Annotated in this window: 15 protein-coding genes; 10 read left to right on the top strand and 5 right to left on the bottom strand. The window is 58.6% G+C overall.

Annotated elements, in window-relative coordinates:
- Positions 1-13: 13 nt before the first annotated feature.
- Positions 14-1093 carry a 6-phosphofructokinase gene (locus DWW51_RS08170; RefSeq protein ID WP_117774147.1) on the bottom strand — a complete coding sequence of 360 codons (1080 nt, stop codon included), beginning with the start codon at positions 1091-1093 and terminating at the stop codon, positions 14-16.
- Between the two features lie 140 nt (positions 1094-1233).
- Positions 1234-2319: a carcinine hydrolase/isopenicillin-N N-acyltransferase family protein gene (locus DWW51_RS08175; protein WP_117774148.1), complete on the bottom strand. Its 1086-nt coding sequence runs from the start codon at positions 2317-2319 to the stop codon at positions 1234-1236.
- A 161-nt stretch (positions 2320-2480) separates the two neighbouring features.
- Between DWW51_RS08175 and DWW51_RS08180 the strand changes: the two genes are divergently transcribed.
- The 3 genes from DWW51_RS08180 (at position 2481) to DWW51_RS08190 (ending at position 4946) form a co-directional block, all read left to right on the top strand.
- Positions 2481-3866, top strand: a complete 1386-nt coding sequence (locus DWW51_RS08180) for a M18 family aminopeptidase (RefSeq protein WP_231501617.1) — start codon at positions 2481-2483, stop codon at positions 3864-3866.
- Between the two features lie 215 nt (positions 3867-4081).
- A complete protein-coding gene (locus DWW51_RS08185) occupies positions 4082-4462 on the top strand; it encodes a translation repressor RelB (protein ID WP_117584152.1) in 381 nt (126 codons plus the stop codon).
- A complete protein-coding gene (locus DWW51_RS08190; protein ID WP_117774149.1) occupies positions 4455-4946 on the top strand; it encodes a PIN domain-containing protein in 492 nt (163 codons plus the stop codon). The genes DWW51_RS08185 and DWW51_RS08190 overlap by 8 nt, the downstream gene beginning before the upstream one ends.
- Positions 4947-5183: 237 nt before the next feature.
- Here the strand turns inward: DWW51_RS08190 and DWW51_RS08195 are convergent, their stop codons facing one another.
- The 3 genes from DWW51_RS08195 to DWW51_RS08205 all read right to left on the bottom strand — a co-directional run bounded on the left by DWW51_RS08195 (position 5184) and on the right by DWW51_RS08205 (position 7999).
- The gene (locus DWW51_RS08195; RefSeq protein WP_117774150.1) at positions 5184-6119 is read right to left on the bottom strand and encodes a D-2-hydroxyacid dehydrogenase; all 936 of its coding nucleotides are present in this window, start codon (positions 6117-6119) and stop codon (positions 5184-5186) included.
- Positions 6120-6249: 130 nt separating this feature from the next.
- On the bottom strand, positions 6250-7137 hold the full coding sequence (map, locus tag DWW51_RS08200) for a type I methionyl aminopeptidase (protein ID WP_117774151.1): 888 nt from the start codon (positions 7135-7137) through the stop codon (positions 6250-6252).
- A gap of 85 nt (positions 7138-7222) precedes the next feature.
- On the bottom strand, positions 7223-7999 hold the full coding sequence (locus tag DWW51_RS08205) for a radical SAM protein (protein WP_117774152.1): 777 nt from the start codon (positions 7997-7999) through the stop codon (positions 7223-7225).
- Positions 8000-8224: 225 nt separating this feature from the next.
- Here DWW51_RS08205 and DWW51_RS08210 point away from each other — a divergent pair, with 225 nt between their 5' ends.
- From DWW51_RS08210 to DWW51_RS08240, 7 genes are all read left to right on the top strand, one after another.
- Entirely contained in the window at positions 8225-9022 is a 798-nt protein-coding gene (locus DWW51_RS08210) for an alpha/beta fold hydrolase (protein ID WP_117774153.1), read from the top strand.
- Between the two features lie 211 nt (positions 9023-9233).
- Positions 9234-11114 carry a diguanylate cyclase gene (locus DWW51_RS08215; protein ID WP_117774154.1) on the top strand — a complete coding sequence of 627 codons (1881 nt, stop codon included), beginning with the start codon at positions 9234-9236 and terminating at the stop codon, positions 11112-11114.
- 23 nt (positions 11115-11137) lie between these two features.
- Positions 11138-11494, top strand: a complete 357-nt coding sequence (locus DWW51_RS08220) for an Hpt domain-containing protein (protein ID WP_117774155.1) — start codon at positions 11138-11140, stop codon at positions 11492-11494.
- 230 nt (positions 11495-11724) lie between these two features.
- On the top strand, positions 11725-12285 hold the full coding sequence (locus DWW51_RS08225) for a hypothetical protein (protein ID WP_117774156.1): 561 nt from the start codon (positions 11725-11727) through the stop codon (positions 12283-12285).
- An 8-nt stretch (positions 12286-12293) separates the two neighbouring features.
- On the top strand, positions 12294-12623 hold the full coding sequence (locus tag DWW51_RS08230) for a helix-turn-helix transcriptional regulator (RefSeq protein ID WP_117774157.1): 330 nt from the start codon (positions 12294-12296) through the stop codon (positions 12621-12623).
- A 144-nt stretch (positions 12624-12767) separates the two neighbouring features.
- Complete coding sequence (locus DWW51_RS08235; RefSeq protein WP_117774158.1) at positions 12768-13529, top strand: ABC transporter ATP-binding protein; 762 nt, start codon at positions 12768-12770, stop codon at positions 13527-13529.
- Complete coding sequence (locus DWW51_RS08240) at positions 13526-13930, top strand: hypothetical protein (RefSeq protein ID WP_117774159.1); 405 nt, start codon at positions 13526-13528, stop codon at positions 13928-13930. The genes DWW51_RS08235 and DWW51_RS08240 overlap by 4 nt, the downstream gene beginning before the upstream one ends.
- The last annotated feature ends 28 nt before the right edge of the window (positions 13931-13958 follow it).

Consider the following 13958-nt stretch of genomic DNA (forward strand, 5'->3'; position numbering starts at 1 on the left):
GTTCCAGCCGAGGCTATTCGTCGCCGAAGCTGATGCCCAACGCCTTGGCCTCGCGTACCAGATCGCTCTGGGGGTCGACAAACTTGAGCTTGCCGGCGACCTCCTCGAGCGGCATGTGGCACATCTTGCCGTCACGCAGGGCAATCATGTAGCCAAACTCGCCGCGTAGGCAGCCAAGCGCTGCCTCGACGCCGCACTGGGTCGCAAAGATGCGGTCCTGGGCGTCGGGCTGGCCGCCGCGCTGCGTGTGACCGGGGATGGCGACGCGGGTCTCGCGACCGGTCTTGGCCTCGATCTCCTTGGCGATGTCGTACACGATTGACGGGCTCGTGCGCTCGGCGAGCTTCTTCTTGTACTCCTTCTTGGACAGTGCCGCGTCCTCCTTGGAGATGGCGCCCTCGGCGACGGCTACGATGGTAAAGCGGCTGCCGGTCTCCATGCGATGCTCGATGGTCTTGATGACGTTATCCATGTCGTAGGGGATCTCGGGAATCAGGATGACGTCCGCGCCGCCCGCGACGCCGGCATACAGCGGAATCCAACCGACCTTGTGGCCCATGATCTCGATGACAAACACGCGGCCGTGACTCGAGGCAGTGGTGTGGATGTCGTCGATGCACTTGGTGGCGACGTCGATGGCGCTCGTAAAGCCAAACGTCAGCTCGGTGCCCCAGGTGTCGTTATCGATGGTCTTGGGCAGGGCGATAACGTTGAGGCCCTCTTCGCGCAGGCGGTTGGCGGTCTTGGTGGAGCCGTTACCGCCCAGCATAAACAGGCAGTCGAGCTGCAGCTTATGATAGGTGTGGACCATTGCGGGCACCTTCTCGACGCCGTCGGCCTCGGGAATGTCCAGGCGCTTGAACGGCGTGCGGCTCGTGCCCAGGATGGTGCCGCCGCGGGTGAGGATGCCGCTAAAATCGGCGGGCGTCATGACGCGGAACCCGCTGTAGATAAGGCCCTGGTAGCCGTCCTCAAAACCATAGATCTCAATAGGCTCTTCGCTATTGGTCATAAGCGTTTTGACAATGCCGCGCATGGTGGCGTTGAGCGCTTGACAGTCGCCGCCACTGGTAAGAAGACCGATCCTAAGCATGATGAATCCTTCCGGGCAAGTTATAACATGCGCATAAGTTTACCCCCGCACACTGTTGATACGGGGGTAAAACGTGTTAGCTCAAGCGTATAGAAATGTAAACAACGCCAGGCGAGCGTAAAGTCGACGGGCCTGGCTCCTTACAGTGCGAATGCGTCGATGTCGCCCCAGTGGCGGCGCAGCGTGATGGCGGCAGCAGGCTCGGTGTTGTCAAAGACGACCGACCACTGCGTGTTGCTGGTGATGTCTTCCGGATTGGGCTCTTGCGCTGCAGCGCGTAGGGCCTTCCAAGCGACTGCCTCGTCTTGGGCGCCGGTATGGGCGTCGAGGACATCGGCGATTGCGGCGGCGCGCTCTTTACCATGGCCTAGCTCGCCATTCTTTTGGTTAGGCAGCACTTCGTCGCCATAGCAGGCGTAGAAGTTCGTAACCTGGGTTACAGGAGTCGCTTTGAAAGCGCGGTCCGGATCGCGCGGATCCCACTCTACTACGCGCGCGTCACCGGCGGCGTCGTTTATAAAGAAGTGGTAATCGCGTCCTGCCATGGCGTGCATGTCGTAGGCGGAAAGCAGGTCGACAGCTTCTTGCGTGGTGGCGGCACGGTCGAGCACCAGACGGATGGCGAGCGAGGTATTGATGACGGGGCGCTGCGTGTCCTGGTCACAGGGTTTGGAATCCAGGGTGAGCACGGCAATGGACACGCCACATTCGTTGACGCCGTCGAACTGGGCAAACGGGCCCATGAGTGCGGCGGCGCGTCCGGCGACGGAGTCAAGCGGAGTGTTATCGCCCAGGTTGTTAAGGGCGGCAAACCCGATGGAGGCATAGCCGCCGCGTGGGTGATTGCGCACCAGCAGCGCCGAGGTGTCGTCCTTAAAGTCGTAATTGCGACCGGTACGCACGCGGCCTTCGGCATCTACGGCGACAAAAGCGCTGCAGGCAAACTGGGGCGCCTGGACATGTGCCGGCACACCGGGCAGCACCTGCGCCACCACGGCATCGATGTAGGCCTGGTCGTCGCGTACGCCGGCGGCGATGATGCGATCAAGATCGTAGTCGTAGGCGATGTCGATTGCGTACAGGTCATAGCCATCCGCGTAGCCGGTCAAGCGTTTGAGCGACGCGGCGGACTTGATTTGCTTGTGATAAACGATACCGGTGGCAGCGGCAAGGCCGACGGCGACACCCGCGACACCGCAGGCGATGGCAATGTTACGTGGCTTCATGACGGCTCCTCTCGTCCTGTTAGCGCAATTGTCGCAAAAGGAGCGCGGGCATGATGGCTCAACTTGGTGAGCGGCGCGGAATTAAGCACGGAATGAAGAGTGCGGCGCTGGCGTGGCGGGGTATGCTGGAGGGGACCATCAACCCAGCGAAAGGGGAGAGCATGACGGATCAGGAAACGATCGAGCGCGTGCACGTGACGGCCGACGATATCGAGGCCTCCAACGACCTTATCGACTTTATCGAGGCATGCCCCAGCATGTTCCATACGGCAGCGACCATTATGGCCGAACTCGACGAGGCGGGCTTTACCTACCTGCCCGAGAACGCAGCGTGGGACATCGAGCCGGGCGGGCGTTATTACACGCAGCGCAACACCTCGAGCGTCGTTGCCTTTAAGGTGGGCGAAGACCTGGCCGCTACGTGGGGCGAGGACGGCGTTGCCGGCGACTATCATTTTCAACTCACGGCGTCACACAGCGATTCGCCGACGTTTAAGGTTAAGGCCGTGCCCGAGCTCGACGGCGCGGGCGAGACGCTGCGCCTGAACACCGAGGCCTACGGCGGCATGATCGACTACACCTGGTTCGATCGCCCGCTGGCACTTGCGGGCCGCGTGCTGGTGCGCGAGGGCGACCGTATCGAGAGCCGCTTGCTCGCTACCGAGCGCGAAGTTGCCATTATCCCGAGCCTTGCCATCCATATGAATCGTGGCGTTAACGAGGGCTTTGCGCCCAACCGAGCTGTCGACCTGTGCCCGCTCATCAGCGCCGGCGACCTTAAGCAGGGAGATTTTGACGCCCTGATCGCCGACGAACTGGACGTTGAGCCCGAGCAAATTTTGGGTCGCGACCTGTTCCTGGTCAATCGTCAGGATGCACGCATTTGGGGCTGGGCCGACGAGTTTATCTCGACGCCCAAGCTCGACGACCTGGCCTGCGCCTACACCTCGCTGCAGGCATTTTTGGGTGCCGAGAATGCGCACGACGTTTCGGTCTTTTGCTGCTTTGATAACGAGGAGGTTGGCTCCGAGACCAAGCAGGGCGCCATGTCGACGTTCTTGGCCGACGCGCTGCGCCGCATCAACGGGTCGCTGGGCTTCGATGACGAGTCGTACCACCGCGCACTTGCCGCTTCGATGCTCGTGAGCTGCGACAACGCGCATGCCGTGCACCCCAACCACGCCGAGAAGTGCGACGCCCGCAACCAGGTTGTGCTTAACGGCGGCATCGTCATCAAGGAGGCCGCCAACCAGCACTACTGCACCGACGCCTTTAGCCGCGCGGTGTTCCAGGCCATTTGCGATGACGCCGACGTGCCCACGCAGGCCTTTGCCAACAAGAGCGATATGGCCGGCGGTTCTACCCTGGGCAATCTGTCCAATATGCAGGCGAGCATGCATGCCGTGGACGTGGACCTGCCGCAGCTTGCCATGCACTCGAGCTACGAGACCGGCGGCGTGCGCGACGTAATGTACGCCATCCGCGCCCTCACCGCCTTCTACGAGCGTGACCTGACCATCAACGGCGCCGAAAGCGTGGAACTCTAAAACCTGCCAAAAAGGGACAGGTTTATTTTGGCAGGTTTTATCTGGGCGAATGCAAAGGGTGAAACCGAACTAGATCTGCGATACGTGGCCGCCGAGGTGCAGTGCGCCTCGGCGGCTTTTTGTGTACAGAGTACGGCTAATGCTTATAAATGCTATACATGCTTTACGTATCTACCATAGAGCTTTATGATATTTTGAAGTATTAAGGAGGGGTCATGACCACAACAGCCGCTCAGATCAACGTACGTCTCGATGCCGATCTTAAAAGGAGTGGGGACGCCGCTCTCTCCAAGGCCGGTATGACGCCGAGCCAAGCGGTGCGAGCGCTCTGGCAGCTTGCAGCATCGCTGGCCGATCGCCCCGGTGCGCTCGAGGATATCCTGCTGCCCAGTCGTGCCCGGGCGGAACAGCGCGAGCGCGAAAAGGCCGCCAAACGTAAGCTCGAGCTTATGGATCAGGGGTCGAAGCTGTTCGCTGCCGCTTGCTGTGAGTCGGGAATCGATATGGTCAAGGCTCAGCCATCGGACGACGAAGAGCTCAAACGGAATGCCTATGCGGATCGCTATGGCGAGGAGATGAGCTGGCTCTATGAGTGAGACTCCAAAGCGCATCTTGGTTGACACCAACGTGTGGCTCGATTACTTCATTCCCTCACGACGTGGTCGTTCGGTGGCGATTGAGTTTTTACGCGATGCATGCACGGCGCAGGTTGATTTGCTGTATGCGGCGACATCGTCCAAAGACCTGTTTCATTTGATTTCAAGCGAACATAAGGCATGGTATCGGCGAGAGCACGGCTCGCTTTCTCAAGATGCTGCCGTGGCGTCGACATCACTTGCATGGGATTGCCTCGACGTGTTGTCGCAACTTGCCACGTCGGTACCCTGCGACCTGAGTGACATATGGATGGCGAGCAGACAGCGTGAGCTCCATAGCGATTACGAAGACGATTTAATCATTGCGGCAGCGATACGTGCTCAGGCGGATCTACTGGTCACCAACGATGTCAAACTCTGTTCACACGCACCCGTCGCAGCAATGAGCGTAGAAGACGCAAAGAATTACTTAGCAACGCTCTAGCAATTTGAAGACCCTGCAGGTCGAATAAAAGTCAGCGAATGCCCCCAGGCAGGGCCGCGCCAGCCAGTCCCTACAGGTTGAACAAAAGTCAGCGAGAGCCCGTCTGGGCGAGCAAGGTGCCTTGAAACAAGGCGGCATTGACCTTCTGGTCATGCCGCCGAAGTTGAAAGGCAGATTGCCGTCCAGACGGGCTCGCAGCGTCGGCTCATTACGCCGTTCGTTAGAACGGCGTAATACTTAGTGTTCGATCCAACAACGTAGCGTCTCGCCCGCCTGCAGGTGACGCAGATTCTCCGCGGCGATGTCGACCACGTTATTGAGCGTGGCCTCTAGGTGGAACCAGCCGGAGACATGCGGCGTGATGAGCATGTTGGGCGCGTCCCACAGGGGGCTTGTCGCAGGCAGCGGCTCGGGATCGGTGACGTCGACCGCGGCGCCGGCAAGATGTCCCGACTCCAGGGCGGCAACCAAGTCGTCGGCGACCACAAGATCGCCGCGGCCGCCGTTGGCAAAGAAGGCGCCCGGTTTCATCGCGGCGAAAAACTTGGCATTCGCAAGACCCCGGGTCTCGGGCGTGCTGGGCAAAAAGGACGCGACGATATCAGCCTCGGCCAGGCGTTCGGGCAGGGCATCCATGCCGTCCATGTCCTCAAACACAATGGGGTAAACGAGCGGATGGCGCTTGATGCCGCGGACGTGTGCGCCCATGCTGCGGCAGAGCGTGGCAAAGTGGCCGCCGATATCGCCCGCGCCCAGCACCAGCACGTTGGCATTTTTGAGCGAGGTAACCTGCCCCAAATCCTCCCAGCGATGCTCGCACTGCAAGTCGTGATAGCCGGGCAGGCGCTTCATCATGGAAAGGACCATGGCAAACATGTGCTCGCTCACGGCCTGACCGTAGGCGCCGATTGAGCAAGACAGCTTGGCTTCAGCCGGTACGGTGCCGGCGGCAAGGTAGTCGTCATAGCCGGCGGTCTGCAATTGCAGCAGCTGGAGGTGCTCGCATGCGGCAAGCAGGGCAGGGTCGATGTTGCCCAGGATCACGTCGGCGTCGGCAACCTGCTCGCGCGTGACGGCGTCGGCGCTCGTGTAGATAAAGTCCTCGCCCGGAGCGCTCGACTCGAGGATTGCGCGGTGACGATCGTTGGCGGGCAGCAAAACCAAGATGTTCAAGAGAATTCCTCTCCGCTCAACCTGCCAAAAAGGGACAGGTTTATTTTGGCAGGTTTTATCAGACAAAACGTTCAAACAAAAACGCCGGATGCAAGACGAGCGTGCCCGTCAGCATCCGGCGCATCCATGGTTACCAGCTCAGCAGCTCGTAACCGTCCTCGGTCACCACGAGCTGTACCTCGCACTGCGCCGAGTCGCCGCCGTCCTTGGTGCGCACGCACCAGCCATCGCCCTTGCTAATCTTGATATCGGGCGCTCCGGCGTTGACCATGGGCTCGATGGTAAAGACCATGCCCGGGGCCATGATGGTGTCCACATCGGGCGCCTCGGTGGTAAAGCCCACAAACGGGTCCTCGTGGAACTCCTTGCCAATGCCGTGTCCGCCGTACTCGCGCACCACGCTAAAGCCAGCGTCCTCGACCGTCTTTTGCACGGCCTCGGCCATAACAGAGAGCGGCAGCCACGGCTTGACGGCGGCCAGGCCCGCCTCCACGCTGGCGCGAGTGACGTCGACCAGGCGCTGGCGCTCGGCCGAGACCTCGCCGATGCAGAACATACGGCTCGAGTCGCTAAAGTAGCCGTCCAAGATCGTAGAGCAGTCCACGTTGATGATGTCGCCCTCGTGCAGCACGTCCGTATCGCAGGGGATGCCGTGGCAGACCACGTCGTTGATCGAGGTACACACGCTCTTGGGGTAGCCTTCGTAGTTGAGGTCGGCCGGCGTGCCGCCATGCTCGACGGTGTAGTCGTAGATCATCTGGTCGATCTGGTTGGTGGTCATGCCCGCGGCGATGTGCTCGCCCACGTAGTCGAGCACGCCTACGTTGATGGCGGCCGAGCGCTTGATGCCCTCGATATCGGCGGGCGTCTTGTAGAGCGTGCGGGGCAGAACCTCCCAGCCCTCTTCCCACAGGCGCTCGAGGCGCTCGTCGAAGGCGCTGTGGCATTTCTTATATTTTTTGCCGCTGCCGCACCAGCAAGCGTCGTTGCGGCCGGGCACGGGTCCATTGTCAAACATGGCTAACTTCCTTTCATTCGCAGCTAGTATAGCCCACCCGCAGCCCCGTCCCAAAAAGACTGCCCTGGGCGGCTGTGCGGTTCCGCTAGTAGCTCACCTGGCAGGGGATGCCGAGGGCGCGTACACGTGCGGCAATCTTGTCGAGCACCTCGGGCGCCGCTTTAGCAAGGCCGGCGACCGGTGTCTCGCGCGCCACCGTGTAGATGGTCGCTTCCTGCGGACGAATGCGCTTGAGCGCCGCGAGCCAAGGGCCGACGTACTCCTCGCCGGTGTTGTCGATGAGCTTGCCCCGGTGCTCGCCGCTCAAAAAGATCGTCTGGATAATAACGTGACCGTCAAAGCTCGCGAACGTCTCGATCTGGTGCTCGACGTCGTAGGGGCCAACAGGCTGGTCGAGCAGCTGGATAAACGCCGGGTCGACCGTATCGAGCTTAAGAATGTTGTCGTCGACCATCATGAGCGCATCGTGTACCTCGGGGCGGTCGGCGCGCGTGCCGTTGGAGAGCACGGCGATCTTGGAGTTCGGGGCAAGCTCGTCGCGCAGCGCGACGGCACCGGCGATGGCCTGCGGAAACTCCGGTGCGGCGGTGGGCTCACCGTTGCCGGCAAACGTGATCACATCGGGGAGCTCTCCCTCGGTTGCCATCTCGCGCAGCTTTGCCTCGAGTGCATCGAGCACCACGGCAGCCGTGTTATACGGCTCGTGGCAGGGGCGCTCGGCGTTGAGGCCGTTCTCGCAGTAGATGCAGTCGAACGTGCAGATTTTGCCGCTGGCGGGCATCATGTTGACGCCGAGCGAGAGGCCAAGGCGACGACTGCGAACGGGCCCAAAGATGGGGCTGGCATTCAAAAACGTAGACATAGGCATATGCTCCTCAAGACAATTGTGCCTAAGCATAGCATCGGCTCCAAAGCAAGGCGCGGGCTCTTGCTTTACAAGTTTCGTTTTTTCACGTCGCTCATGATGCCGTGCCATGAAAAGCCTCAGGTCGGGTACAGTTAATCTGTTAACAAGGCGTAAGGCAATGCGGGTCTATCCAACCGTACTGACGTGCAACTGGATGGGCATTGACGATGGGAACACAGTATGGATTTTGCGGTCGAGAATGCGGGCACCACGATTGCCTGCCGCGAGTATGCCGGCCCGGTTGTATCGTCCGATACACCCGCCTTGGTGTGCGTGCACGGCGCCTGCGTCGACGGTGCCTTTTTTGACGGTATCGCCCGCGAGCTCGCCTGTGACTACCGCGTCATTGCCTACGACCGCCGCGGTTGCGGCGAGAGCGGCGACGCTGTAGACGGACGCTACGACCTCGCCGTCCAGGCTGCCGACCTGCAGGCCGTTATCGAGCATATTGGCGCTCCGGCAAACGTGCTCGCGCACAGTGCCGGTACGCTGGTGACCCTGGAGCTTCTCCGTGCAAACCCCGCCATAATCTCGCGTGCGATTCTGCATGAACCCGCCGTGACGGATGAGGGTGCCGGCCTGGGCGCGGCCCCGGTTTTGCTCGAGATGATCGCCGCGGGAAAGGTCTCCAGGGCATTGCGGGCCTTCCTGGGCGCCATCGGCGATTCGGACCCTGAGGCCCCCAAGTTAACCGAGGCGGAAGCCAAACATGCCCTGCGCAACGGCCGCAGTTTCATGGCGAACGAATACGGGATTACTATGACCTGCGTTCCCGATTGGAATAGCGTTCGCGCGTCAAAAACGGTGGCCGCTGTGCTCCTGGGCGAGCTCTCGATTGGCACGCCCCGCGAGGCGGGCACGAGGATGGCGGCTGAGCTTTTGGACTGTCCGCTCGTAACGATTCCCGGGGCGCACAACGGCCTGCGCGATCGTCCGGCAGCGGCTGCCCGGGCTGTCCGTGGCATCCTGGGGTTCTAGCACCCGCAATAGTCAAAACAGGCTCCATCCGCAAACGTTTCGGCCGTGTTAACAAATGTGCTCAAAACCTCACGTCTGCGGCTTCAATCGCGCCGTCTGCCAACTCATAAAAATGTAACAGCATTCACGTGCCTACCTGCATCGGCAAGGTGTTACTCTTGTAACATTTGGAACCCACCGCTACCATGCGAAACTATCGAAAGGGCCCCATATGCTCAATAATCACGAGGCCAATCTAACCGACGAGGAGGCTGCCGCCGAGGTCGCCCGTGTCGCGAAGACCTACCCCGTGGTACGTTTGCTGTCGGCCGATCAGATTAAGAGCGAGCCTAACTGCCTACTCGCCGGCGATCGGTGCCCTTGTCTGCGTCAGTCGAGCCTTGAGGCCTTGAGAGATTCCGATGAGGTGTCGGAGCAACTGCTCAACGATGGCGTTGAGTACCGCGCCCATCTGCGCCCCCTGAAGGTCGAGGGCGAGCCTCATGTCCTGCTGATGGTGCGTCCGATCGATGAGCAAGAGGCTGCAGAAGAGGACCTTGTCTACACCGATGTGCTGACGAGTGTGCACAATCGCCGGTATTACGAGGAAAAGCTTCGCGGCGCCCGTATGAATGCCGGCGTTGCGATGATCGACCTTGATGATTTTAGGGTCTTCAACGATACGTGTGGCCGTCATGCCGGCGACCTTGCGCTCGGTGCTGTGGCGACAGCCATACGCAGCGGAATTCGTTCGACTGACGAGCTTGTGCGCTATGGCTGCGACAAGTTTGTGGTTGTCATGCCCAATATTCCCTCCGATGACTTCGCCCGTCGCCTGCATCAGGTGTCCGATGCCGTTCGTGCCACGATTATTCCGGGCCATGAGTACATGAGCTTGACGGCATGTGTTGGTGGCGTTCGCATTCATGGCGAGACGGTCGATGAGGGCGTTGGCCGCGCTGTCCAGTTATTGAGCCGCGCTAAGGCAAAAGCCGGTACGGTCGTGACCGATGCCGATTCCATCGAGGCCTTCCAAAGCGAAAAGCCTTTGGTGCTTATTGTCGATGACTCCGAGATGAACCGAGTCATTCTCAACGAGATGCTCAGGGACGAGTACTGCATCCTCGAGGCCGATAACGGTCGTATGGCGCTCGACATGGTCGACCGCTATGGCGATGAGTTGTCGCTCGTGCTGCTGGACATTGTCATGCCGGGCATAAGCGGCTTTGAGGTGCTGGCCGATCTGTCGCGCCGAACGGGTATCGACAATCTGCCTGTCATCATGATCTCGAGCGAAGATTCCGATGATATGGTGCTGCGCGCGTATGAGCTGGGCGCCTCGGACTATATCAACCGCCCGTTTGACTCCCGTGTCGTGCGCCGCCGTGTAAGCAACACCATCCGCCTATACGCCAAACAGCGCCGTCTGACGAGCCTGCTGTCCCAGCAGTACAACGAGCGTGTCAAGAACAGTCGCATGCTCATCGACATCATGGCCGGTGTCATGGAGCTTCGCAATGGCGAGAGCGGCAGGCACGTTACGAATATCGAGAAGCTGACCGAGCTGCTGCTTGGCTGCCTGGTCCAGCGTAGTGACAATATCTTCCTCGACAATGAGGAACGCTCCACGATTGCTCTGGCTTCGGCGCTGCACGATATCGGCAAGATGTCGATTGACGATGCGATTCTCAACAAGCCCGGGCGCCTCACGTCCGAGGAATTCGAGATTATGAAGACGCATACCACGATCGGCGCCGACATGCTGCTCGAACTGGGCCGCCATCACGCCGGCAATGCGCTTATGGAATATGCGTACCAGATTGCGCGCTGGCACCACGAGCGTTGGGATGGCAGGGGTTATCCCGACGGCCTTAAGGGCGACGATATCCCCATCGCCGCGCAGGTGGTTTCGGTGGCCGACGTGTACGATGCGCTGACGAGCGTGCGCGTGTACAAGGATGCTATCCCGCACGAGGAAGCGATCCAGATGATCCTGGACGGTAAGTGCGGTACCTTTAACCCGCTGCTGCTCGACTGCCTGCTCGAGGTGCAAGACCAAATTGCCGAGACGTTGGCACGCCCCGCTGACGTCGTCGCGTTTCCCACGATTTAGTTTGACAAAAGGAGTTTTAACCCATGATTTCCATGCGTGAGGCGTATGAGAAGATTGGCGCCAATTATGATGACGCGTGCGCTCGGCTGATGGGCGATGAGATGCTTGCCCGCTTTGCCCTCAAGTTTTTGGATGACGAGAGCATGGACAAACTGGAGGCCGCCATGGCGGCAGGAGACGCCGAGAGTGCGTTTATGGCAGCGCACACGCTCAAGGGCGTGAGCCAGAACCTGGGATTCAACAATCTCTACGAGCCGGCGGTCGTGGTGACCGAGGAGCTGCGCGGCGCCGATGCCGTTGACGGCGCTCGCGAGGGAATGCATGCGCTGCAGCAGCAATATGCAGCTACGATGTCGGCCCTGCGCGAGGCGGCTGAATAAGAGGCTGTGAGCCTTGATGACTATGAGAGTGGATAATCTCCCGTTTTAGGCCCGGTGGCGGCCTCAAAGTGGGAGATTATCCACTCTCGTTCGATACGTGTCCAAAAATCCACTCTCACCCCTTCTGATTAGTGAATGGGCTATGCGCACTGGCGGGGCTTTCCGCATGCAATCCATATCGTTGTTCGATAAACTATTCGGATAACGATAGATTCGATGAGGGTGAGTGTATGTCCAACAGCGTTCAGCGTATGGCCAAGGCGGGCGAGACTGTAAGGAAGCTTGGCTTTTGCATGGCGGTCGTTTTTGCGGGAATGCTCGTCGCTTTTGCCGCGTTGGTTGTTTACGTGATCTGGTATGCGGTTGCAAACGTTGTTTCTGTCGATTCTTTCGGTGTCGTGACGCTTCTCGATGGCGGGAGCATCGTTATCCCAAGCGGATTGTGCCTGGCACTCGTCGTGGGTATTTCGCTTGTCGTTTTGTGCGGGATCAGCCGTAACATCTCTCGGGGCGTCTCGCCCTTTACCAAGACGCATGTGCGGCTTATCCGTGTTCTCGCGCTTGCCTTTGCTGTTAACGCCGCGGTTTCGCTTGTTGATGCCTATGGATCGGTCAATCTCACCATTGGCGGTCTGGAGCTTTACATCGTGCCCCATTCCTTCGTTATTGAGATTTGCCAAGGCGCTACCTTTGATGCGGGGTCGTTTATCGGCGCAGTTGTCTGTTTGTTTATCTCGGCGATCTGGAGTTATGCTTCGCTGCTCCAAGAGCAGTCTGACGAGCTTGTGTAGGAGGAAACATGAGCTATCTCATCATCGAGCTTGAGACGCAGCTGCTTAAGACCGGAAAGACCAGCGCTGATCTGATTCGGGCGACGGGGCATACTCCGGCTAATATTTCAAAGCTTAGAAACGGAAAGATAAAAGCTATTCGCCTAAAGACGCTTCTCGATATCTGTGATGAGCTTGATTGTCAACCGGGAGATATTATTCAGCGCGTGAGCGAGAAAGAGCTTGAGGAGCTTATTGTCGAGCGCGCGAAAAATGTCGTGAGACAGATGCGGGATGTCGGAGGCAACGAGGCGTCGCTTCCGACATCAGTCTTTGCTGTCGATTTGAGTGACGAGTAGCTTAAGGTGAACAACTAAAACGAAATATCAGCGTGAGGGAACCCGTGTCTAACACGGGTTCCTTCTTATAGATTATCTTGACAAATATGAGTTATCGAAAAACAATAACAACTATGAAAAACGATAAAGGAAAGAAGGAACGATATGAGCGGTTTTGTTATCAAGCGGAACAGGAGGACAGTGAACGCATCAGCGATAAAGCTATCAAAAGTTTCAAAACGCTACGGGAAACGGCACGTTTTGCATGACGTTTCCTTCGAGGTGCATCAGTCTGAGCTCTGTGCCCTTGTCGGTGCAAACGGGGCGGGCAAAAGCACGCTCATTAAAATCGTCTTGGGTATCTGTGAGCCATCGTCGGGAAGCGTGGAACTCTTCGGAGGCAAGTCAAAAAGAGAGCTTAGCCTGATGCGGACGCGTGTCGGCTATGTACCAGATTCCAGTGGAGCATACCAATCTCTCAGTGCGGTTGAGAATCTTCAAATCCGATGTGCGGAATGGGGGCTCGATGAGAAACGTGAGGTTCCTCGCGTCTTGGGCCTAGTCGGGCTGGACGTCGATGAGAAAAAGAGCGTGAGCAGTTTTTCTCTGGGAATGAAACGGCGACTGGATATAGCTACGGCTTTGTTGGGCGACACCGACGTACTAATTTTCGATGAGCCGGCAAATGGGTTGGACCCGCTGGGCATCGAGAGTATATGGGCCCTTATCGGCCGATTGAATCGAGAACAGGGTAAGACCATGCTCATCTCTAGCCATGATTTGAATGAGTTGGCATCGGTTGCAACAAGTTGCGTGTTTATTCATGACGGCGAACTGCTAAAAAAGGAATCGATGGACGTCATAAGGGATGAGGCGTCGTCCCTAAAAGAGTATTACAGGCGCTTGATGAAGGCGGTCTCGCTATGAAGCGGGCGATCCATTCCATAAAGGCAGATATGATGCGTTTGCACGGGATGTTTCCAGCGAAGTTTGGTCTTGCGCTTATGCTGGCGTTCGGCCTTCTCTTCGGTGTCTTTCTAAATAACGGAGCAACGTTGCTAGCCTTTGGCTATGGCGTTTGTGGGGAGGATATTGGTTTCCTCTGGAATGCAATCGATCCTTCTGCGCCTGATGAGTCCCTTGCGCGCAGCGCTTTTGCCGGTACATCCCTGTTCGTTCCACTCATCGTTTGTTTGGTGATTTTACAGGAGCATGGCTATAAAGAGGGGCACCGAATTTCTTCGGCAAGAGGTCTCAACCGCTTTTATGGGGCTCTAGCCCATGCATTTTCGTCTGCTTTAATAATGGCTCTGTTAGACCAAGGTTGACATAAAAACGATGTCACCGCGAGGCGGT

The organism is Collinsella sp. AF15-51, assembly GCF_003462845.1.
Classification (GTDB): domain Bacteria; phylum Actinomycetota; class Coriobacteriia; order Coriobacteriales; family Coriobacteriaceae; genus Collinsella.